The sequence below is a fragment of the Chryseobacterium sp. LAM-KRS1 genome (genome assembly GCF_013184525.1).
GTDB classification, from domain to species: Bacteria; Bacteroidota; Bacteroidia; order Flavobacteriales; family Weeksellaceae; genus Chryseobacterium; species Chryseobacterium proteolyticum.
Genome location: NZ_JAAOIZ010000005.1, coordinates 34,308 through 56,808 on the forward strand (window position 1 = coordinate 34,308; position 22,501 = coordinate 56,808).

21 protein-coding genes are annotated in these 22,501 nt (G+C 38.4%); 8 read left to right on the top strand and 13 right to left on the bottom strand.

Annotation, left to right across the window (positions count from 1 at the left end):
• Window positions 1-31: 31 nt before the first annotated feature.
• The 3 genes from G9C87_RS14760 to G9C87_RS14770 all read right to left on the bottom strand — a co-directional run bounded on the left by G9C87_RS14760 (window position 32) and on the right by G9C87_RS14770 (window position 2,562).
• The gene (locus G9C87_RS14760; RefSeq protein WP_172282511.1) at window positions 32-640 is read right to left on the bottom strand and encodes a dual specificity protein phosphatase family protein; all 609 of its coding nucleotides are present in this window, start codon (window positions 638-640) and stop codon (window positions 32-34) included.
• A gap of 297 nt (window positions 641-937) precedes the next feature.
• Window positions 938-1,735, bottom strand: coding sequence for an SDR family NAD(P)-dependent oxidoreductase (locus G9C87_RS14765; protein ID WP_172282512.1), 798 nt, complete (start codon window positions 1,733-1,735; stop codon window positions 938-940).
• Between the two features lie 26 nt (window positions 1,736-1,761).
• Entirely contained in the window at window positions 1,762-2,562 is an 801-nt protein-coding gene (locus tag G9C87_RS14770; RefSeq protein ID WP_172282514.1) for a helix-turn-helix domain-containing protein, read from the bottom strand.
• Window positions 2,563-2,856: 294 nt separating this feature from the next.
• Here G9C87_RS14770 and G9C87_RS14775 point away from each other — a divergent pair, with 294 nt between their 5' ends.
• Both G9C87_RS14775 and G9C87_RS14780 read left to right on the top strand, forming a co-directional pair.
• On the top strand, window positions 2,857-3,627 hold the full coding sequence (locus G9C87_RS14775; protein ID WP_172282516.1) for a T9SS type A sorting domain-containing protein: 771 nt from the start codon (window positions 2,857-2,859) through the stop codon (window positions 3,625-3,627).
• Window positions 3,628-3,784: 157 nt separating this feature from the next.
• Window positions 3,785-4,579: a CPBP family intramembrane glutamic endopeptidase gene (locus tag G9C87_RS14780; protein ID WP_172282517.1), complete on the top strand. Its 795-nt coding sequence runs from the start codon at window positions 3,785-3,787 to the stop codon at window positions 4,577-4,579.
• A 122-nt stretch (window positions 4,580-4,701) separates the two neighbouring features.
• Here G9C87_RS14780 and G9C87_RS14785 read toward each other — a convergent pair whose 3' ends face one another.
• On the bottom strand, window positions 4,702-4,971 hold the full coding sequence (locus tag G9C87_RS14785; protein ID WP_273648121.1) for a bacteriocin-like protein: 270 nt from the start codon (window positions 4,969-4,971) through the stop codon (window positions 4,702-4,704).
• 468 nt (window positions 4,972-5,439) lie between these two features.
• Here G9C87_RS14785 and G9C87_RS14790 point away from each other — a divergent pair, with 468 nt between their 5' ends.
• A complete protein-coding gene (locus G9C87_RS14790) occupies window positions 5,440-6,135 on the top strand; it encodes a VIT family protein (protein WP_172282519.1) in 696 nt (231 codons plus the stop codon).
• Between the two features lie 28 nt (window positions 6,136-6,163).
• Here G9C87_RS14790 and G9C87_RS14795 read toward each other — a convergent pair whose 3' ends face one another.
• A complete protein-coding gene (locus G9C87_RS14795; protein WP_172282521.1) occupies window positions 6,164-6,670 on the bottom strand; it encodes a hypothetical protein in 507 nt (168 codons plus the stop codon).
• 312 nt (window positions 6,671-6,982) lie between these two features.
• Here G9C87_RS14795 and G9C87_RS14800 point away from each other — a divergent pair, with 312 nt between their 5' ends.
• Window positions 6,983-7,906, top strand: a complete 924-nt coding sequence (locus tag G9C87_RS14800) for an NAD-dependent epimerase/dehydratase family protein (protein WP_172282522.1) — start codon at window positions 6,983-6,985, stop codon at window positions 7,904-7,906.
• 30 nt (window positions 7,907-7,936) lie between these two features.
• Window positions 7,937-8,845: a helix-turn-helix domain-containing protein gene (locus tag G9C87_RS14805; RefSeq protein ID WP_172282524.1), complete on the top strand. Its 909-nt coding sequence runs from the start codon at window positions 7,937-7,939 to the stop codon at window positions 8,843-8,845.
• Here G9C87_RS14805 and G9C87_RS14810 read toward each other — a convergent pair whose 3' ends face one another.
• Window positions 8,846-9,637: a hypothetical protein gene (locus tag G9C87_RS14810; protein ID WP_172282526.1), complete on the bottom strand. Its 792-nt coding sequence runs from the start codon at window positions 9,635-9,637 to the stop codon at window positions 8,846-8,848.
• 91 nt (window positions 9,638-9,728) lie between these two features.
• Between G9C87_RS14810 and G9C87_RS14815 the strand changes: the two genes are divergently transcribed.
• The 3 genes from G9C87_RS14815 (at window position 9,729) to G9C87_RS14825 (ending at window position 11,727) form a co-directional block, all read left to right on the top strand.
• Entirely contained in the window at window positions 9,729-10,157 is a 429-nt protein-coding gene (locus G9C87_RS14815; RefSeq protein WP_172282527.1) for a hypothetical protein, read from the top strand.
• 198 nt (window positions 10,158-10,355) lie between these two features.
• Window positions 10,356-10,841 carry a DoxX family protein gene (locus G9C87_RS14820; RefSeq protein ID WP_172282529.1) on the top strand — a complete coding sequence of 162 codons (486 nt, stop codon included), beginning with the start codon at window positions 10,356-10,358 and terminating at the stop codon, window positions 10,839-10,841.
• A 97-nt stretch (window positions 10,842-10,938) separates the two neighbouring features.
• The gene (locus tag G9C87_RS14825) at window positions 10,939-11,727 is read left to right on the top strand and encodes a PhzF family phenazine biosynthesis protein (protein WP_172282531.1); all 789 of its coding nucleotides are present in this window, start codon (window positions 10,939-10,941) and stop codon (window positions 11,725-11,727) included.
• Window positions 11,728-11,815: 88 nt separating this feature from the next.
• Here G9C87_RS14825 and G9C87_RS14830 read toward each other — a convergent pair whose 3' ends face one another.
• The 7 genes from G9C87_RS14830 to epsC form a co-directional block, all read right to left on the bottom strand.
• Complete coding sequence (locus tag G9C87_RS14830) at window positions 11,816-13,333, bottom strand: TSUP family transporter (RefSeq protein ID WP_172282532.1); 1,518 nt, start codon at window positions 13,331-13,333, stop codon at window positions 11,816-11,818.
• A gap of 4 nt (window positions 13,334-13,337) precedes the next feature.
• Window positions 13,338-16,214 (bottom strand): TonB-dependent receptor, encoded by a 2,877-nt coding sequence (locus G9C87_RS14835; RefSeq protein ID WP_172282534.1) that lies wholly within the window; start codon window positions 16,212-16,214, stop codon window positions 13,338-13,340.
• Between the two features lie 232 nt (window positions 16,215-16,446).
• Window positions 16,447-18,120, bottom strand: coding sequence for an NADPH-dependent assimilatory sulfite reductase hemoprotein subunit (locus G9C87_RS14840; RefSeq protein WP_172282536.1), 1,674 nt, complete (start codon window positions 18,118-18,120; stop codon window positions 16,447-16,449).
• A 39-nt stretch (window positions 18,121-18,159) separates the two neighbouring features.
• Window positions 18,160-19,869, bottom strand: a complete 1,710-nt coding sequence (locus tag G9C87_RS14845) for a sulfite reductase flavoprotein subunit alpha (protein ID WP_172282538.1) — start codon at window positions 19,867-19,869, stop codon at window positions 18,160-18,162.
• Window positions 19,859-20,704, bottom strand: coding sequence for a uroporphyrinogen-III C-methyltransferase (gene cobA / locus G9C87_RS14850; RefSeq protein WP_172282540.1), 846 nt, complete (start codon window positions 20,702-20,704; stop codon window positions 19,859-19,861). Before cobA ends, G9C87_RS14845 begins: the two co-directional genes overlap by 11 nt.
• Window positions 20,705-20,730: 26 nt before the next feature.
• Window positions 20,731-21,642, bottom strand: coding sequence for a cysteine synthase A (gene cysK / locus G9C87_RS14855; protein WP_172282542.1), 912 nt, complete (start codon window positions 21,640-21,642; stop codon window positions 20,731-20,733).
• A 27-nt stretch (window positions 21,643-21,669) separates the two neighbouring features.
• A complete protein-coding gene (gene epsC / locus G9C87_RS14860; protein WP_172282543.1) occupies window positions 21,670-22,500 on the bottom strand; it encodes a serine O-acetyltransferase EpsC in 831 nt (276 codons plus the stop codon).
• Window position 22,501: the final 1 nt, after the last annotated feature.

Here is a 22,501-nt window from a genome sequence, read left to right on the forward strand (position 1 = left end):
GTTCAGTTTGTTGGATATATTTTTTTATCTCTTATAAAGAATCCTGTTTTTTGCCTGATGCTCTTTTCTTGTAATTCAACAGATAAGTTCCTTTGTCCGAATTTTTTGAGAAATTACTACCGAACTCCCAAAGGAAACGGGCATTTGCTCTCGCCTTTTCGTTGGTGAAATTTTCATATTCAATTCTGTACAGTGAGCTGAATAAACGGGAACGCCCAACACCATGATGACAATGGATCAAAACAGGATAATTTTTAGGGTTATCCATAATAGATAAAAACTTTTTTACCGTGCTGTCCTGAGGAATCTGATCGGTGGGCAAATTGAAATAATGAATACCTGAAAGCTTATCTACGGCATTTTCTTCCGCATTTACCTGTTTCTTTGTTTCCGGGTTGAGTTCCGTTTGCTGCAGGCCATCCCGTAGGTCAATAACCGTTTTTATATTGTGACTCTTTAATACCTCCGGTAATTTGTCAGGAGGAATAACTCCTGAATTGTACACCTTGTTTTCTGAAATGGTGACTAAATTATACCGCACCTTCTTTTGATAAAGGGCACCAACTAAAAATAAAAAAGCTATTATTAAAAGCGGAATTAGTATTTTTTTCAGCGTATTGTTTTTAAAATTCAGGTTCATGATTGAAGGGTTAAATCTTGTATCGTGGAAAGCTCTAATTTATTTAAAAATATTCATTTTTTCTATAAAAATGTTTTACGTAAAAAACATTTTTGATCTAAGGGCTATCCGGGGTTTATTTGACTTTTTGAAATGCAAATTACTGGTAGTTAGCTTTTAAATATAAAGAAAAGGAGACCAGAAGGTCTCCTTTTTATTTCAATAATTTTCTGTAAATGTCTAAAAGAACCGATGTATTATGCATCAAATGAATTCTACTGATCCGGCAGATCACTCGGGTCTGCCGGATTTTATTATTTACAGGCAACGTATTGTACCGCCGTCTACCCGAAGAACAGACCCACTGATGTAGTCGGCAAAACGACTACAAAGGTATACTACAGCTCCGGCAATCTCTTCGGGTTCACCAAACCTTCCTGTGTCATTCGGGATAAGCTCCTGGACAGCTTTGTACTTGATCTCCTCCATATCTGTTCCCCAATTAAATTTCGGGGCTGCATTTTTGAGCCAGTCTTCCACCATTGGATTGATAATGGCACCCGGCGAAACCACATTTGATGTGATGCCCGTATCTTTTAGTGTTCTGGCAAGCGAAACAGACATATTATGACGGGCAGCCAGGGTTGCATTGTAATGAGGCTGCTCTTTAATCGGTTGTATGCCAAGGCCTCCTCCGATATGGACTACCCTTCCCCAACCCAGATTTTTCATCTGTGGCACAATACGTTGAATCATCCGTACATATGAAACTACATTTGTATTGTAAATATTCAGCCAGTCATCGGCTGTCGCTTCACCCCAGGACTTATGGGAAGTTGCACCTGCATTATTAATCAGGATATCTATCTTTCCAGACTGGAGTGCTTCGGCGGCTACCTGATCTGCTCCTTCATCAGTTGAAAGATCCCCTATAGCAATTTCTGCAGATCCTCCTTTATCGATTATTGCTTTTGCAACGTTCTCGGCACGGCTTTTATCACGGCCATGGATAATTACCATAGCACCTTCACTTGCTAGCATTTTTGCAATAGCTTCGCCGAGGCCGGAGCTTGAACCTGTAATTAATGCTCTTTTTCCTTTTAATTGTATATCCATTATTATTGTATTGGTTTTTATTGATATTATTTTTTATTGGGAGCGTACCCAAACGCTTTTTTATAAGCATATGAAAAATGAGAAAGATCTTCGAATCCCAGATCCAGGTATATATCAGAAGGCCTGTTTCCTTTCTCCTCTATCTGATATTGAGCATCTTCCAGTCTTTTTCTGACGAGCCACCTGCGGGGGCTCGTCAGAAAAAGCTTCTCGAAATCTCTTTTGAATCCGGCCAGACTTCTCCCTGTAAGAAAAGCAAAACGTTCAATACTGATATTATATCTGTAATGGCTGTTCATAAATGCCTCGAGATTAATTTTACCCGGCTCTCTGAAATCAAAAAGGATATTCTTAAACTGTGGATTGTTTTTGATCAGTAACATGATCAGCTCCCGGGTTTTTAACATTAGAATATGATGATCAATTTCAGGCTCCTGCAGATAGGGAATCAGAGATTCTGTAAATCCTTTGAGAAGATTGTCGGGACTGATCAAAAGCACTTCTCCGGACAAATTCATTTCATCTGCTATCCACCCATATTGATGACTCATTTCCTTTAAAGTGGTTTGGTCAATATGGATAGCAATTGATTTAAAGCCCTCAGTACCGGTATTTTTAACGTATTTAGCCAGCTGATTCCTTCTGAAGAATCTGAAATCTCCCTGTTGAAATGAATATTTTTTGTTGCCAAGCCATACCTCATGTTTTCCCTGCAGGATATAGCTGAAGATATGGTCGGTTACAAAAGCTTCTCCTTCTACATCAGCTCCCTTATAATCATTTAATATTAATCTTGGTCCTAAAACAGTTGGGTCTTTCTTTTTCATGCTTGTATCATTATTTGCATGGACAAAGTTATGGGGGAAATCATAGTTTAACTTTGCAGGAAAGCTCAAAATACTTTGTTGAAAAGCTCGGACTGAAGAATGATATGATAATGGGTCATATCATTTTTAATATGAGCATTATCGGAGTTTCTTTTAATAGTATGTTATAGACGATTACTAGGGAAAACAAGACAGATACTAGACCAGTTTGCTCAGTTGCTAGTTGTTTGTTGGCTGTACCCTATTTTAATCTCAATTTTATTAAAAATATTTTACTAACCTAAATTTAATTGCATGAAAAAACTAATTCTATTTTTATCCTTTATGTCTTTCTTTCAAAGTCAGATAATTGCGCAGATAATTGCTCCTGTAAGAGATACCTATAACATTACTTTTACCAGGGATGACAATTTTATAGGTGAAACCGTACCAGGGCACGCCCATACAAATGTTACCCTGGATATAAAAATTGGCTCTAATATAAGAACAAATACTTTTCTTCCAGATGTTGTTTCCTCAAAGGATTATAATTTTCCTGTGATCTACCTTCTTCCCGGGAGCCCGGCCCCTGTCACCTATGTTAATGTAACTTTTAGTACTCCATCCTTACAAAGCGGATATTATGAGCTTGGAACCCATGTTGGAGATGAGACTATAATTCCTCCTGTGACCTACTATACCGGTCAATTCGGATACGGTGTTGCGATTACCTGTATTGCTACCAATAAATATCTCATGAGAATTACCCGTTTTGAATGTAATCTATGCATTCCGGGAGGTGGTATACCGGTTACAAAAACAGCAAACCCTCAAAATACACCGCAAATAGCTCCAAATCCAAGCATGGGACTTAGCGAATTGTATTATACGGCTGCAGGTAAGGAAACAGTTTCAATAAACATAGCAGATATTAATGGTAAAACAATAAATGCTTATTCTAAGGATTTAGAAGCCGGTTTACAAAAGCTTCCTATTGATATTCAAAATCATTTGAGCGGTACTTATATTGTTCAATGGAGATCCAGTACAGGTAAAACCGGAAGTTTGAAACTGGTTAAAAAATAAATAAATCAAAAAAAAGCTCTCAATAGTTATCGCTCCTGCATTTTGCAGGAGCTTTTTTATTCAGTTCCAACAGAAAATTCTTAATTGACTTTTTTATTATTATTTTTACTTTCAGAAACCAAGCAGTTATTAGTTTAATTAAAGTATCATCAACCATATGGAAAGAAAAGAATTCATTAAAACAGGAGTATTATTTTCTGTTTTGATGATGAGCCTCTTCACTCAGCTTATATCTGTTACAGGATTTTTAATTATAACGTTGTTTGCAGCTTTGGTCTATCTGTATACTGTGCTGGAAAAGAACCTGAAGTATAGCAGGTTTTTATATCATACTTTGGCACTGGTAATTCTGGCTGTTTCGATTATTATTTTTCAGCATCTGTTGCCGGGGTTTAATAATGTGCTCATTTTCGACAAAATACAGGTTTCAAAAGACGGTGTTCCTTTCACAATGTACTTTAATATAGATAAAACGTTGGCAGGACTTACCCTGTTGTTATTTGTAGTACCGCCTGGAGCTGGTTTCAGGTCCGCTTTGAAGAAAAGCTGGTCCCTGATTTTGATGACCATTCTTTTGCTGATGGGACTCACCCTATTATTTAGTTTTGTAAGAATTGATATTAAATTTCATCAGTATTTCTTTGTATGGGCTTTGAATAATGTGTTGTTTGTCGTCATGGCCGAAGAGGTTTTGTTCAGAGGTTTCTTTCAAAGGCATTTGTCTTTGCTGAATATTAAAAACAGTCAGATAATTGCTGTTGTTATTGCCGGATTAAGCTTTGGAGCGTTGCATTGGGCGGGTGGAATATTGTATGTTCTGTATGCTGCAATAGCCGGGATTATGTATGGTTTAATTTACCAGAGATCAAACAATATACTGGTGAATATATTGAGTCATTTTTTATTGAATATCATTCATATTCTGTTTTTTACCTATCCATTTTTAAAATAAAAGTTTGTCCGTAAATCTCCGGTTCTATACCCGCTGATTAATGTGACCAAGATTTGTATTGCTTATTTCTGAGCATAAAAAAACCGCCCTTTTCGGAGCGGTTATTAGTCTTTAATTTTTTATTAGTTGCAAGTGTTTGCTCCACAGCTAACAACAGTAATGTGTACTACGTTGTTGATTCCGCACTGCACCTGGCAAAGTCCGTTTTCAAGATTTTTGATCACTTGAACAACAGTTCCTCCAACTGCACCACCAACAGCACCGATAGTACCGCCAACGATAGTTCCAACACCTCCTAATACACCACCTACTAATCCTAAGATTGGATCAAGGAATCCATCTCCTGAAATAGTTTTCAATTGCTCTCTGTCTAATTTTTTTAAATTTTTCATGATATAATTTTTTATGATTAATACATCACTAAGATATGAAAAATTATAATATGACAAATTTTTTTTGAAAAAAATAATTAAATATTCTTATAATTTAATATTCGATTAATATATCGGGTGTTTAGTATGGATATCGTTTTTGTAAAAACACCCTTTCTGAATGCATTTTAACGGATATTAGGGGGCTTTTTTTCCGGAATGAATATTTATTTATAGATCCTGGTTGTAGCGTTGCGTTATTTTAATGTTGTATTATTGTTACAGCTCGCTCCTGTAAAACAATAAATTTCTAAACAAATGTTTGACCCCAGGAGGTGCATGTACTGTTGATTAGAGATTATAAATATTTTTTTCGAAATGATAAATTGTTGAAATGGCGTTTAGCATTGTCTTTTTACTTTTACAAAAGTAGAATACGGTATTATTTCCTTATATTTAAGATGAGAATAACCATTTATTCATTCGTGTATGCATCATCAACAAGAAAAACATTATGTAAACAGGGTTGGTTGGCTGCGGGCAGCCGTTTTGGGAGCCAATGACGGTTTATTATCTACAACAAGCATTGTTATAGGAGTTGCCGCTGCAGAATCACAGCGTAACACGATCATTCTGGCTGCATTAGCCGGGATGATCGCCGGTGCCTTGTCCATGGCTGCAGGTGAATACGTATCGGTGAGTTCACAGGAGGATACCGAGAAAGCTGATCTTCTGCGTGAGAAAAGGGAGTTGGAAGAAATGCCGGAAATGGAACTTAAAGAACTTGCCAAAATATACGAAGAAAGAGGTGTGAGTAAGGAAACAGCAATGCAAGTTGCCGTTGAATTAAGTGAGCACAATGCCCTGGAAGCCCATGCGCGGGATGAATTAGGAATTAATGAGATCAGCCAGGCCAGGCCATTGCAGGCTGCCATTGCTTCGTTGGCATCATTTGCTGTAGGTGCCATGCTTCCCTTTCTTGTATCTCTTTTAGCTCCTATTGATCAGATGGTTTATTTTCAATATGGCTTTTCCATTATTTTTCTGATGATTTTGGGAGCTGTTTCTGCAAAAACAGGAGGTTCAAAAATCGGAATTGCTGTGGCAAGGATTTGTTTCTGGGGAACTGCTGCGATGGGGATAACGGCACTGATAGGACATCTTTTTGGAGTAACCGTTTCCTGATATTTGTCAAACAGTGATCTCTGCCCTATTATTTCCTTTTGATTCCAATCATTTTTAATGCCGTAGGGCTCAGATAGATCTCATCAAAAACAGTAAGGGATTCAATATCCGTAAACGTTTGAAATTTTGAGTCATTTTTATTGCAAGATAATTCTATCGATTCATCATAGGATGATGTAATGCGTACGACCGAATACCCATTGTAGGCCACTTTAAAGCCTTCAAAAAAGCAGTTTTGTTCGGCTTTCTTATACACATTGTATTCTTCAAATCCGCTTACAGCAGGAGTATCATCGGAAAGAACTTCATTGTGCTTAAGCGATTTCCAGGAAGAATAGTTTTTAGGTTCCTTCAAGACATTCCCATTTGGATCTACAGGAACAAACAGGGCAAGCGTTAAGGGATGCCTCAGAAAGTTAGCATAATTTTTCATCAGATTTAATGTCTGAAGATCGGCGTATCCTTCGTTTGAATAATATTCAATGACAAAATCGGTCATTGGGATAAGCTTATGGGAAGCATCATTTGGCATCATTAATATTCTCTTTGTCTCGAATGAATTTGATTGTTGGGCAAATATACAAGTTTAGCATAAATACACCTCCTTCACAACGTTCAAGAATGCGGATTAGTACTGGAATTTCCGGTATTTTTTCTTAGAATAAATAAGGTTAGGAATGGAATTGGGATTTGTAATTACGTTAGAATGATCAACACCTGTGATTGAAATATGTGTAGGGCAAGAACAGAGATTATGTTACAAATTCAGGTGATCGGGATACAATTTCATTCAGATTATGCCCGAATTTTGCATAGGAATATAAGTCAGAAATAAATACCCATAATTATGCAAACAATATTAGGTGCTAATGGCCAGATTGGCGAAGAACTGGCAAGGGAGCTGAAACGGAATTTCACTTCCGATATCAGAATTGTAAGCAGAAATGCAAAAAAAGTAAATGACACGGATACCGTCTTTTCAGCGGACCTCTCTGTTAAAGAAAGTGCGGTTGAGGCGGTGAAAGGAAGTGAAATTGCTTATTTCACATTGGGGCTTCCGATGGACTCGGATCTTTGGGAAAAACAGTTTCTCCTTATTACAAAAAATATAATTGAGGCTTGTAAAGTAAACGGAACCAGGCTTGTATTTTTTGATAATACCTACATGTATCCTCAAAATGGTAACGTTCTTACGGAAGAAACACCGTTTGCTCCTGTGGGTAGAAAAGGAAGAGTAAGGAAGAAAATGGCAGAAATGCTTTTAAAAGAGATGGCAGCCGGAACTATGGATATTGTCATCTGCAGAGCTCCGGAATTCTATGGCCCCGGAAAAACACAGAGCATTACCAACGCTTTTATTTTCGATGCTATTAAAGAGGGAAAAAAACTAAAGGTTCCTTTAAGAGATGATAAGTTAAGAAGCTTAATCTGGACACCCGATGCGAGCAGAGCTACCGCTTTGATTGGTAATACACCCGATGCCTATGGTCAAACCTGGCACTTACCTGTTGATGATCATCGGCTGACTTATAAAGAATTCATTGCTTTGGCTTCGGAAATTTATGGACAGGAATTCAGATATTTTACAATTCCTAAATTTGCTTTCAGGATTGGAGCCCTGTTTAATGAGAAAGCAAAAGAACTGCAGGAACTTCTTCCCAGATATGAATATGATAACCTTTTTGATGATTCAAAATTCAGAAACAGATTCCCGAATTTTGAAGTAACCCCATATCGAAAAGGCATAGAACAGATAAAAAAAGAGCAGTAAAATACACGGTAACTTATAAAACAACAAACGATGAAAACTCCTGAAAAAGTATCTTCTATTACAGCAATGCATCATTATCTGAAGCTTAAAAAACCTACGAATCCATTGATCAGTGTTTTTGATTTTAATGAAGTGTCTGTGTCTCCGGATACCATTCTAAATGCTATTACAACGGAATTTTACGTTATTGCGATTAAAAGTGATTGTGCGGGAAGATTCAAATACGGTCAGCAATATTATGATTTTGAAGATGGAATCATGTACTTTATTGCTCCCCATCAGGTGGTGCAGTTTGAAGATATTCTGCTTTCTGACGTTAAAGGAAGTGTATTGGTGATTCACCCGGATTTTTTGCAGGGCTATCCTATTGCTTCTTCCATAAAGGATTACGGTTATTTTTCCTATTCTGCCAATGAAGCTTTACACCTTTCCGAAAAAGAAGAAAATTCCGTTACGGAAATTATCGCCAATATACGGAGGGAAACGGAAAATAATATGGATGTTTTTACCCAGGATTTACTGATCTCCAATATTGACCTGCTTTTGAAATACTGTGATCGTTTTTATAACCGTCAGTTTTTAACCAGAAAGAAAGTAAATAATGATCTCTTAACGCAATTGGAAACACTGCTTGATGAGCAGTTTAAAAATAACAGCCTCATCATCAATGGAATTCCGTCCGTACAATTTATAGCGAACGAATTGCACATCAGTCCTAATTATCTCAGCGATATGTTGCGTGTCCATACGGGACAAACAACACAGCAGCATATCCAGAACCGGCTGATTGCAAAAGCTAAAGAATTGCTGTCTACGACTTCAATGTCGGTTTCGGAAATTGCCTATCATCTTGGTTTTGAGCATTCGCAGTCTTTTCACCGTTTGTTTAAGAACAGGACTTCGCTTTCTCCACTTGAATTCCGGCAGACTTTTAACTGATTATTCTTTTGCGGTCTCTTTTTCCAGTTCTTCCTGAAATTCAATAAGGGCTTTGGTGGTTCCGGATTTTAAGCTTCCGTTCTTTTCTCCTTCATCCCAGGTTTTAAAAGCTTTTTCTTTTAATCCTAATGTGTAATAATAGCTTCCCAGAACCGTATACCCTTCAGGCTCTCCCATGCTTATTATTTTCTTTGACAGGGTAATTAATTCAGGATGAGGTTGTATTTTTTTTGAGGCGATTTTCTCCGGTTTGGTCAAAAGTCCGGGAGTATACTTCATCATTTTGAGCCCAAAAAGATTCATGCAGGCCTTTGCTAATCCTTTATTACAAAGTTCTTCATTCACTTCATCGGTTTTTCCTGAAAACAGGGCTTCAAAATCCAGATCTGAACCTGAAGGACTTTTTGTCTTATCATAGTATTCTGCTAAAAGCCGGGCTTTGTTTTGAGCATCCAAAGGACTCTTTCTGTTATTGACTTCGGAGCTGTCTTTTTTCTGAACCCAGACACCTTTTTCAACCCAATTAGAAATCCCGAGCAGTTTTCCTTTTTTAATTTTAAAGATGAAAATGCTTTTATCAGGATAAATAATTAAACTGTCATTTCTTGTAAAATAATCTCCATAATCCATATCACCTATCGAAACTTTCCCGTTTCCATCGAAGTTAAAACTGCTGTAAAGTGTATCGTCACTGCTTGCTTTGTAATATCCCTGAAGGGAATTGTCGGCATTTTGTGCCGAAAGAATATAGCTTGATAAAAAACATAGTATTGACAGGATGCATCGTTTCATGGTGCCTAATATTTTGGTGTGATTTTTCTTTGTGCAAAACTATTAAATAAAAAACAGTTATAATAATTGATAAATATCACATCAGTAGTGAATGGATGTAAGAAATTTCACCCGTAAATATTTTATTACCTTTGTCTGGTGTAAGGAAGTGCTTATGGTGAAACAAATCGGTTTATGGCATTATATAAAGGTATTGAGTATATTTTTGATGCTTACCCATTTGTTGATCATTCAGTCAGGTACAAATTCTTTTACGGCTCCGACCACTGTCTTTTTTCACATCAAGGAAACTTCCCATAAAGAATGTGATAAAGTTATTCTCAAAGAAAACAATACAACGCCTGTAAAATGTAATGGCAATTATTGTTCAGGTTTCTCATCATTGTTTACTGCACCATTTTCATCTTTTACATTCGGTAGATTTGAAAAGGATGTAAAAAACCGGTTCTTTTTATATGATGATCCATCCTACTCTTCTTTTTTTAATTCGATTTGGATTCCCCCAAAAATAACAGCTTAATTTCTGATTGTCTTTGGTCTTATCAAATAGTGACAGGACCTTATTATTGCTTACAATAATACTATCCGGGATCTATATGCCGGAATATAAGCACATTGCTTTATTCCTTCATAATCTGTGATCTGAATTTCAATAAAATGTAAGGCCGGGATTTCTGTGCCTTCAATAATGTTTAATTAAAATGAATTAAAAAATATAATGAAAACAACCATATCAAGTTTTGAAAAAAACAGCAATACCATTTATATTATCTGTAGAATCCTGATCGGCCTGTTCTTTTTTATCGCAGGCTTTAATAAACTATTCCACCCTATTTTCCAGGGATATATGTTCAATACCATCAGCAGTATAGGCTTTCCCTTTCCGGCGTTCACTGCTCATTTTACAGCTTTTTGCGAGTGTGTATTTGGCTTATTTTTAATGTTGGGTTTCTGGACGAGAATAAGTTCTGTTGTTCTGATCATCATAATTCTTGTAGCCTTATTGACACATGATCTGAATTCAATTCCTAAAGAGCTTATTCCGATTAAGCCGGAAACCGGAGTTTATGAAATGGATCCGTTTACCTGGCTGAGTTATTTTCTTTATCTACCTCAAACCCTTTATTTCCTTTTTCTTACCCTGTTCTTATTCCGGGGATGTGTGGGATTTGGGATTGATACTTCGAAAAAAATAAATGCGTAAATACCTGAAGGTCCATCTGAAAGATATTACCCCTGTTGGAATACCAAGATGAAAAGAAATTTTTAATTTTGCAGGAAACAAGTTTATATCCGTAATTATGAAATTAGAATTATATCAGATAGATGCATTTACAGATGAGCTTTTCAGAGGAAATCCGGCATGTGTTGTACCATTAAAAGAATGGCTTCCGGATGAAACTCTTCTTAAGATTGCTATGGAAAACGCGGTTGCCGAAACAGCATTTTTTATAGACCTCGGTTCAAGAATACATCTTCGCTGGTTTACCCCTGAAATTGAAATGGATTTATGCGGACATGCAACACTGGCAACGGCCCATTGTCTGATTTCAGTTTTAAACTATAACAGGAATGAAATTATCTTTGAAACAAAAAGTGGCGATTTAAAAGTTACCTACAGGGATGGGCTATATTATCTTGATTTTCCTTCGAGAATGCCTTCCCCGTCCTCTTTACCGGATTTGATTTCAAAATCATTGAATATACAGCCTAAAGAGGTATTTAAATCCAGGGATTATGTTCTGGTATATGATAATGAAGATGATATCAGAAACATCAAAATCGACAGACAAATCTTTGATCAGATCAATCTGGACCCGGGTGGCGTGATTGTAACTGCAAAAGGTGACCACAGCGATTTCGTTTCCAGATATTTTACTTCGCAGGCAAGTATTCTTGAAGATCCTGTAACAGGCTCGGCTCATTGCTCATTAATTCCTTTCTGGTCTGACAGATTGGGGAAGAAAGACCTTTTTGCTATGCAGCTTTCCGAAAGATTAGGAAAGTTATATTGTGAAAATCAGGGTGATCGGGTGATCATTGCCGGAAAAGCAAAAACGTATGCTGCCGGACATCTGTGGACGGAATGATTTTTATAGGAAGTAATCATTACATCTATATTGTTAGCAAAAAAGCTCCCGTGAGGGAGCTTTTTCTGTATAGGTAAAATCCTGGTTGCTAGATTATCGATTTGATAATTGTGGTAAGGCTCATTGCAATAACCACTATTCCTACAACCACAAACATTTTCTTTGTAGGAAGCCTGGAAGTAAGCATTGCTGAAAAAGGAGCAGTGAAAACACCACCCAGTAAAAGTCCAAGCACGATATTCCAATGATGGATACCAATGGTAAAAATAAAAGTAACAGCACTGGTAAGGGTTAGAAGAAACTTAGCAACAGTAGAGCTTCCTACAACATAACGCGGAATTCTTCCTTCTTTGATCAGGGTTCCTGTAACCAACGGCCCCCAACCGCCTCCGGCGAATGAATCTATAAAGCCCCCAACCAATCCAAGAAGCCTCAGGTTGGTTCTTTTTTTTGTTTTTATACGATCTTTTGTTTTTTCCTTGAAAGCATTTCTAAGAATATTCAGTCCCAAATACAAAGTATAACAAGCGATAATAGGCTTTACGATATGCGCATAATATTCGCCGTAATGGGATAAGGTTAATGCACCGATCACAGAGCCGGCAATGGCCAGCGGAAACAGAACCCAAACCAGTTTTTTATTGACATTTCCCAGTTTATAGTGGCTGAAACTTCCGGCTGCAGTAGTAAATGATTCTGCAGAATGAATGCTTGCGCTTACTACGGGTGGCGGAACATTGAGCAACAAAAGTATAGTGGTGCATATTACTCCGTACCCCATACCCATTGATCCTGCTACAATTTCTGCCAGAAAACCGGTAAGAAGCATCCAGTAAAAAATATGGCCGTCCTTATTAAGGAACACCTGAATGTCATCCGAAAGGTTAAACTGATAAATAATAATTCCTAATACGCCTAAAAGAAGTAAAACTCCGATGACAGCGAGATAAATGTTTGCTCTTCTCTGGGCTATTTTGGTAATGTGGATCAGCTTTTCGATTTCCAGATCGGAATTCGGAAAGCTTTTTTTTCCATCAGCAAGATATTCTGTCGTTACCCGGTTCAGTTCTTTTACTTTATAATTAAAATCTCCCTTTAGCTGGTTACGAATATCCTGCATATTGTCCAGTACCATATCCATTTCATCAGGAATGATTTCGGTAAATGTTTCCCTTAATCTTTTGGCAATGGTTGGCGATTTTCCGTTGGTTGAAATAGCAATTTTCAGACTTCCTTTCCTGACAATGGATCCTAGATAAAAATCGCACAAATCCGGTTTATCCGCAATATTCACCAAGAGATCATGATTCCGTGCCTTTTCCCTGATCTGACCGGCCAGCTCAAGGTCATTTACGGCAATAATCGCAAGATCTGCATTATTAAAATCATTCTCATTATAAGGTCTTTCATGTATCTGGATATTAGGGAACCGGGCTTGTAAAGCTTTTACTTCCGGAATAATTTCCTTGGCTACCAATTTAATTGAAGTCTCAGGGGAATTACCCAGTACCGATTCCAGCTTTTCAAGGGCAACCCTGCCACCACCGATAATGAGGAGTGATAGCTGCTCCAGCTTTAAAAATATGGGATATAAGGAATTGCTCATTTAATTATAGTTTTAAATCATAGGTAAAAGCCAGATAATATAATCCGCCTATTTCAGGCCCGGCTGCATATTGAAAATAACGCCTGTTAAAAAGGTTGGTAGCTCCAACCTTTACATTGGCATGGATCTCAGGAAGCTTCCATGTTGCCTGTGCATCTATGGTGTAATATGCCGGAATATTCCCCGAGGCCAAAGGACTTTCCCATAAAAACTGATTCTGCCATCTTGCTACGACTGTAAATCCGATATTTTTAATGATCTCCCTGTTTCCTATACTTACATTTACCATCCATTTTGGGGTGTTGAATGAAGTAATGAACAGGTCGGATGCATTGTTCGAAGCCAGATCATTATAAGAAACGTTAGCATTGATATTGTAGTTTTTAATAATATTATATCTGATTCCCAGAGAGGTCCCGTAACTTTTATAAGTACTGTTGCTGTTGGTATATACCCGATAACGATCCTGCTTGCTTCGGTCGGTCATATCCAGCACTGCATTATTGCTTCCCACCTGACCGTTTTTAGGTACGGCCACTTCTACCTGTCCCAGAAAACCTTCGTAGATATTATAATAAAAATCCCAGTCCAGAACCAGTTTACTATTAAAGAAAACCGATTTGTATCCTACCTCAAATGAATTGATCTTTTCAGGTTGTAACTTTTGAAGATTGGCAACGGCTAAAAGATTCTTATTGTCCAGGGCCGCCTGGTTAAGGGTTTTCCCTCCGTCTACATCCGCATTCACAGCAGAAGTGAATCGATCAATTGATGCTAGCGTGTAAGAATTTTCGAGATATCCGAGTCCCTCGTTGACCTTTGAAAGTCCTCCGACCCTTCTTACATTTCCGTTGTTGACGAAAGACAATGCTTCAAATAATGAAGGAAAACGATATCCATTCTGAAATGATGCTCTGAAGTTGTGCTGGTTTACAGGAGAATAGACAATACTTATCCTCGGATTCACTTTAGCTTCAAATTCAGGATTTCTGTCCACCCTTAAGGCGGCATTAAGTTTTAATTTATCGTCAAAGAAAAGCTTGGTAATCTGGGCGAAAATCCCATATTTCTGATAGATAACATCCTTACCAAATGTTCCGTCGGTTAAAGGGATGTTTCTTTCTTTAACTGGCCTGTTAAAATCTACAAAATTGTTTCCATCGGGAGTAATGCTGTAAAGACGATAATCGATACCCGCAAGGAGATTGAATATTTTTACAAATCTGCTGAAATCATAGGTTAGCTCTCCTTGATAAAAACGCGATTTTTGCTCCAGTTTTGCTCCTCCGGTTGCAGGTGCTCCTGTCACTCCTCCATTGGCCGAATCCCAGTTATTAATCCCAATAATTGTATTTTTTAATTGTTCAAAAGCCGGGGTTCCCGGGACTACTCTGTTTTTATCGGCTTCCCTTCTGGCAAGAATAAAAGCTTCATTAAGGCTTACACCGGCGTTAATACTGTTCTGTAAAGCCGTCTGAAATGCATTTCTCCAGTTGCTGTTAGAAAGATTCGTAAGATCAAGATTATCGGCTAATGGTTTCAGATTATAGGAATCTCCTGTATTTTCTATAGAGACATACGCTCTGAATGTAAGCTCCTTACCAGTCAGTTCAACTTTGTGATTCTGCACCGTCGCATTTTGGAGGCGGATTTTATTTCCCCTCTGGAATGTTCCGTCCAGCAATCCATACCGGTATACATATGAAGTCTTCCATTGGTCTCCAAAACGGTAATATAATCCCGCATCAAATTTAATGTTCTTTACTTCAGGACTTACAAGGTCTTTTTCAAGATACCCTGTTCTCGATACATTGAATGTGGTAGGTTTGCCATTATAATCTACTTTTACGGCAACCCGGTTGTTTCTTTCATCTCCGTATTTGTTCCAGAGATCCTCTGCAGGGTTATTAGCTAATGAAAAATTGGGATTGGCCGTAATCAATGGATTGGCGTTCTGATCGGTTTGATTATTCGAGATCCAATCGACTCCGCTGAAATAAGAGGCATTAATTTTTACCGCCAGATTTTTATTTAAAACTTTTGCAAACCGTATTGCACTCTCCCCCAGAGAACTTATTTTATGATTAACGTTGTCTACATGATTCACGCCGCCCCGGAAATAAACGCTGAGCCCTTCGGAGGTAAAAGGATCTTTTGTCTGAAGGCTTGCCAGTCCGTTGATGGCATTCATTCCGTAGAGCGCAGAAGCTGCACCGGGTGTAACCTCCATAGACTGTATATCCAGCTCTGTAGGTCCGATTGCATTTCCTAAAGGAACACCCAATGTGGCAGATTGTACATCTACCCCATCTACCAGCTGCATAAACCGGAAATTATTAGGAGAATTAAATCCCCTTGAGTTAGGAATTTTTAAAGTAAGGCTGGACGTTAATAGTTGTAACCCTTTTACATTTTCAAGGGTTTCATAAAAAGATGCAGCAGGGCTTTCCCTGATCGCCCGGATATCAATCTTTTCAATAGCTATTGGTGATTTTAAAACTTTTTCAGGAACTCTTGATGCAGAAATGACCACTTCATCAATGATGGCATTCTGCGGATTAAGTTCCACCGCAATTTTATTGGATAGGGATAATATTTCCACCGTTTGGGTGAGAAAACCTTCTTTGCTGATGATCAGCCTGAAAGGTACTTTTACCCTTGTACGTATTTTAAAATTACCCTGTTGATCTGTTAATGAAGTATCCTCAGTGTGTTCAACCTGCACCTTTACGGTACTGATCCCTTTCCGGGTATCGGTATTTTTTATCGTTCCGCTTAACTCTACAAGCTGCTGCTGAGCTTCTGCAAGATTACAAAATAAGAAGATTAATAGAAATACAGCTGATTTCTGCAGAAAATATCCCTGCTTATTGTTTTTCATTTTTTCATTTTTTAGGTTATGTGAATGAGCCTGTTTAAACTTTTAATAAGGGAGGATTCAGATATGTTTTAAAACAAGCAACATTAAAGTCTTTGGCTTGCGATTTAAATAATTTAAACAGTTAATGCTATCATTGATTTAAAATCAACAACACATACACATTCGTTTACCTAAAATAGAATGGTTTTGTTTTTTAGTTTGTTTCTGACGATAAAATGGTTGTGTCATATTTTCAATTTAAGTTTTGTAAATAACGATAAGAGAAATCACCGAAAGTTTCTTCTTCTAGTTTATCTTGTATGTAAATTCCAAAAAGCTCATCAAGCGTTTCAATGATTTCTTCCTCGCCGATATTCTCTTTGAATTTCGTGTTAAGACGGGTTCCTAAGCGGTCTCCCCCAATGTGAAGGTTGTATTTACCATAAGCAGTACCCACAAAACCGATCTCTGCATTAGGTGATCTTCCGCAACCATTCGGGCAGCCTGTCATCCTGATCGTGATATCTTCCTCCAAAAGGCCATATTTTTCGAGTACGGGTTCTATTTTGGTTACCAGGGAAGGCAGATAACGCTGTGCTTCTGCTAAAGCCAGGGAACAGGTATTTAAGGCTACACATGCTACGGAGTTTTTGCGCAATGCGCTGGCTCCGTTTGTATACCCAGAAATGCCATATTCTTTCAGGAGACGTTCAATTTCGGGTTTATCAGCTTCTTTAATATCCGCAAGAATAAGGTTTTGGTTACAAGTAAAGCGGAAATTAACCTTGCCGGTTTCTGCAATTTTTAATAAACCTGATTTTAACGGGTAATTATCCGTGTTGAGAACTCTTCCATGTTCAACAAATGCGGTGTAGAACCAATTTCCTTCATGGTTTTGTGTCCAGCCGTAACGGTCTTTTCTTTGTTCAAACTTAAATTCCCTGGCGGGTTCGAAGGCAAAGCCTGTTCTTTTTTCAACCTCCGCTCTGTATCCTTCGATTCCCATTGTATCGATTGTATATTTTAGCCTGGAAAGTTTTCTGTCACTTCTGTTTCCGAAGTCACGCTGTACGGTGATGATTTCATATACCGCCTTTAAAACTTTCTCTTCGGTATCCACAAATCCTAATACTGAAGCCAAACGTGCATAGGTAGCCGCATTTCCATGTGTTGCACCCAAGCCTCCTCCTGCTGCAATATTGTAGCCGGCGATTTTATTGTTTTCAATGATAGCGATGAGTGCAATATCATTGATAAATACATCCACATCATTATTAGGTGGAATAGCAATTCCAATTTTCAGTTTTCTTGGAAGATATCTGTCCTGGTACAGAGGATCCTCTTCAACTTTCCTGTCGACTATTAATTCATCATCGATCCAGATATCATAATAGGACTTGGTTTTAGGAAGACACATTTCACTGATTTTACCGGCTAACTCATAAGCTTCCTGGTGCAATGGAGACTCCGAAGGATTCGCAGTACAGGTTACATTTCTGTTCACGTCCCCGCAGGCTGCAATGGAATCGAGATGCTGTATATTGAAATTCTGGATCGTAGGTTTTAAATGTGATTTTAAAATGCCGTGCAGCTGAATGGTTTGTCTTGTTGTAATTTTTATCGTGCCTGTAGAATGATCTTCGGCAATGCCATTCAATCCGATCCATTGTTCCGGGGTTAAAAATCCACCGGGTAGTCTCAGTCTGATCATATATGAATACAACCACTCCAGTTTCTTGCTTACCCGCTCTTCCCTTCTGTCCCTGTCATCCTGCTGATACATTCCATGGAATTTGATAAGGGTCTGGTCGTCTTCTCTTATAGATCCTGTGAAATCATCCGCAAGACTTTCCTTTAATGTACCTCTGAGTCCGTTGCTTCCGGTTTTTATCCTTTCTACCGGCGAAAGGTTATCTTTATTGCTCATTATTATTTTCTTTTAATTGGTGATTATTTCCGGCAGATTTTAATAAACATCTTTCGCGTACCTGCCACTAAGTTCCATTTCCTCGAGATAGCTTACTGCTTCGGTTCTGCTACGTCGTCCTTCATCCTGTATGATATCCAGAAGAGTTTCTTCTACATCACGGCTCATCGGGTCTTTGGTTCCGCAAACGTAGACGGATGCTCCCCCTTCCAGCCAGTAAAATACCTCCTGTGCTTTTTGTTTCAGTTTATGCTGGACATAAATTTTTTCAACAGTATCCCTTGAGAATGCGGTATCCAGATGCGTTAATGTTCCTGTTTTCAGGAAATCAATCAGTTCCGATTGGTAGAGGAAATCTGAAATGAAATTTCTGTCCCCGAAAAATAACCAGTTTCTCCCTTCTGCTCCCGTGGCATCCCGTTCCCAAAGAAACGATCTGAAAGGCGCAATCCCGGTGCCGGGTCCTATCATAATGATATCTTTTTCCGGTTCAGGCAGTTTGAAGTGTCCTGCCTCCTGGATATAAAATTCAAGCTCTTCGCCTTCCTTAAATTGACTTAAATAACCACTGCATAAACCATTTTGCTTCTGGTCATCAATAAAAAATTCTGATTTCGCTACCGTAATATGAATTTCAGTATCACCATGCGCTTCCAGTGAAGAAGAAACAGAATACAGACGTGGGGATTGTCCTGTTAGTATCTTAATAACCTGCTCAAACTCATCAGGTCCCTTTACCGGATAGATCCTTAGAAGATCCAAAAGACCTAAACGGACATCCGGAATTGAATGACCTGTGATCTTGGCATATTGTGCAACGACAGACTTTAATAAATAACTTATATTAAGGTGTTTATGCAAAAGCTCCTGCACGCTGGCTGTAAGCTTTGTAGTTTGTATCTGCTTTTGGGAATTGATTCCGGTAAGCCGGATGATCTCGTCCACTGCTTCCTGTGAATTAAAAGGCATAATCCCTAAAGCTGCACCCGGTTGATAACTAAGGGTTTCTTCGGTTTCAATCTCAATATGATAGGTTTCTTTTTCTGAAGTGATGTCGTTGAGGTTGATGATTGCAGATATTTTTCCCTTATATTTTCTTCGGCCGGAAAGTTGTTTTGGAGCTGAAGCATTTTTTAAGCTTCCTTCTGATGCTTTTTGTACAGCTTCAAAAACATGTTCTATCCAGGTTCCGGCTTCGCTTTCATAATCAATATCACATTTTTTTAAAGGAACAATACGTTTTGCTCCCAATAGCTCAAAACGGTAATCCACGTCTTCTCCTGTTTTACAGAATAAAGGATAACTGCTGTCTCCCAATGCCAGAACCCCGAACTTAAGATTGCTGAGATTGATTTCATTTTCATGGATATAATCATAGAATTTTTTTGCCAGAACAGGTGGATCTCCTTCTCCTTGCGTACTGATGATCACAAAGAAATAGTCTTCTTTACCAAGGTCTTTAGGCTTATATTGGGAGAGATCAGCTAATTTGACCTGAATTCCTTTTTTCTTGATAATCCCTGCAAGTCCTGTTGCCAGTTTTTTACTATTTCCCGTTTCCGTACCGTATGCCAGGGTTATTTTCCTTGTAGTGATGGGGTCTGGCTGGTCTGTATGGATAGGTGGTAGCACGGCAGTCACAGGAGTTCCTGCAAGACCGGCTAAATATCCGCTTGCCCATATGGTTTCGTCCCTGGAGAACTCCCCGGATATTTGTTTAAGGACATTTAATTTTGTTTCAGACAGCATATTCGAAAAAGTTTTGAGTTTTTTGTATTAGGCTTCCATTTTCAACCGATTTAAAATAAAGACCTTCTTCTGCTGCATTTTCCAGCCACGAAAACTCTTCATGCAGATTCACGATCTTGCCGATAATTACCAGTGAAGGTGAGGCAAATGTTTTACCTTTAAAATTATTTTCAAAGTCATCAAAAGAAGAAGTATATACCTTTTGATAAGGTGTTGTGGCCTGCTCAACGACAGCTATTTTTTTCTCATCGGAAATGTTCAGCCTGATGAACTTCTCAACCAGACCGGCAAGATTACCTTTGGACATATAAAAGACAAGAGTGTCGTCGGTCCCGGCCAGTTCCTTCCAGTATTCATCTGTAAGAATTTCAGATTTATAATAGGTTAAGAAACGGACTGATGTGGCGTATCCTCTGGCTGTTAAGGGCATGCCTGCATAGGCTGCTGCCCCTAAAGCTGCAGTGATACCAGGGATGATTTCATATGGAATATGATTTTCTCTTAAAGTCTGGAGTTCATTCAGGATATTAGAAAATACTGATACATCTCCCCCCTTAAGCCGTACGACGGTTTTGTTCTGGCGAGCATAATCTACCATTAGAGAATTAATGACCGATTGAGGGGTAGAAGCATTTTTACTGCATTCTTTACCTACATATATTATTTCTGCGTTTTTGCTGACATAAGTCTCTAAAATTTCAGGACTTACAAGTCGGTCACACAGAATAACATCTGCTTCAGCAATAATTTTTACTGCTTTTACAGTGATCAGATCAGGGTTGCCGGGTCCTGCACCGATAAGATATACCTTGGGTGCTTTGATACTTGTATTCATTTAAAATCGGTTTTTAGTTAAAGGATTTAGAAGAGTCCTTCAATCGAAAGATACCTTTCTCCGGTATCATAATTTATGGTAAGAATTTTTGCTCCGGGTTGTATTTCAGGGAGATGTTTTGCAATCGCTGCCAATGCAGCACCTGTTGAAATTCCTACAAAAAGTCCTTCCTGTTTTGCTGCTTTCAGTGTATATTCAAATGCCTCTTCCTTACCTACAGTAATGACGCCATCCAGAAGTGTTATATCCAATATGGAAGGAACAAATCCTGCTCCCAGTCCCTGCAAAGGATGAGGCGCGGGACTTCCGCCGCTTAATACGGGAGACAGCTCTGGTTCTACAGCAATTACCCTGATATTGGGAAAGGTTTCCTTTAAAACTTTAGCAATTCCAGTGATATGTCCTCCGGTGCCCACTCCTGTGATTACATAATCCAGTCCGTCGGGAAAGTCCTTTATAATTTCCTGTGCCGTAGTTTCGGTATGTATTTTTACGTTGGCAGGGTTATCGAATTGTTTCGGAATCCATGAGTTCTGGATTTCCTCTGCCAGTTCGTTAGCCTTTTCAATAGCACCTTTCATTCCTTTTTCCCTTGGAGTGAGCACGAACTCAGCACCGTAGGTTTCCATAATCTTGCGGCGTTCTATACTCATGCTCTCGGGCATTACGAGAATAAGTTTATATCCTTTAACTGCAGCAACAAGCGCAAGTCCTATTCCCGTATTGCCACTGGTTGGCTCTATAATGGTAGTATCTTTATTTAATAATCCTTTTGCTTCTGCATCTTCGATCATTGCTAGTGCAATTCTGTCTTTGATACTTCCACCGGGATTGCTTTTTTCCAGTTTGATCCAGACTTCATGATCTGAATTAAAAAGTTTATTAATCTTTACGACTGGTGTATTTCCAATCGTTTCTAATGCGTTCTGAAATTTCATACCAATACAATTTTTATTTTTCTCTTTTTATATGACGAAGTTCAGCGACTCCGGTAATGTGTTGTTATCTTTTATTCTTATTTCCCCTTTATTATACACCAGGGAATTAGACGGAACGCTTTGAGTGATCCATACGTTTCCACCGATAATGCTTTCCCTGCCTATTGTTGTATTTCCGCCGAGGATAGTCGCTCCGGAATATATAATCACATGGTCTTCAATATTCGGATGTCTTTTTTGGTTGGCTTTTTCCTTCGAAACATTCAAAGCTCCTAAGGTTACCCCCTGATAGATCTTCACATGGTTTCCAATGATGGCTGTTTCCCCGATCACGATTCCTGTTCCGTGATCAATAAAAAAATGTTCCCCGATCACCGCTCCAGGATGGATGTCGATCCCTGTTTTGCTGTGGGCATATTCAGAAATGAAACGCGGTAAAATTCTTATTTCCTGTTTCCATAACTGATGAGAGATTCTGTAGACATACGTAGCAAAATATCCTGGATAAGCAAGAAGTATTTCCTCCGGGGAATCCGCAGCGGGATCAAACTCAAGTATAGAACGGGCATCCTTGATGAGGTGATCATAAATTCCAGGGAGTGCATCAAAAAAGCTATCCGTCTGCACTTCTGCAATTTCCTCATCACCGGTTATGCTGTTGATCAGGCAAAACAGTTCGCCATATAATCTGGCGAAATTTTCTTCCAACTGATCTTTTATCTCTTCTTTTTCAGGAAGAAAAAGAACTTCGTACAGGGTCGTAACAAAATTTTTGGCTTTTGCTTTATCAAAAAAAACATGGCCGCTATTTTGTTTATTGTCCCGGATTCTATCGATTAAATTACTAAATGCTGTCATT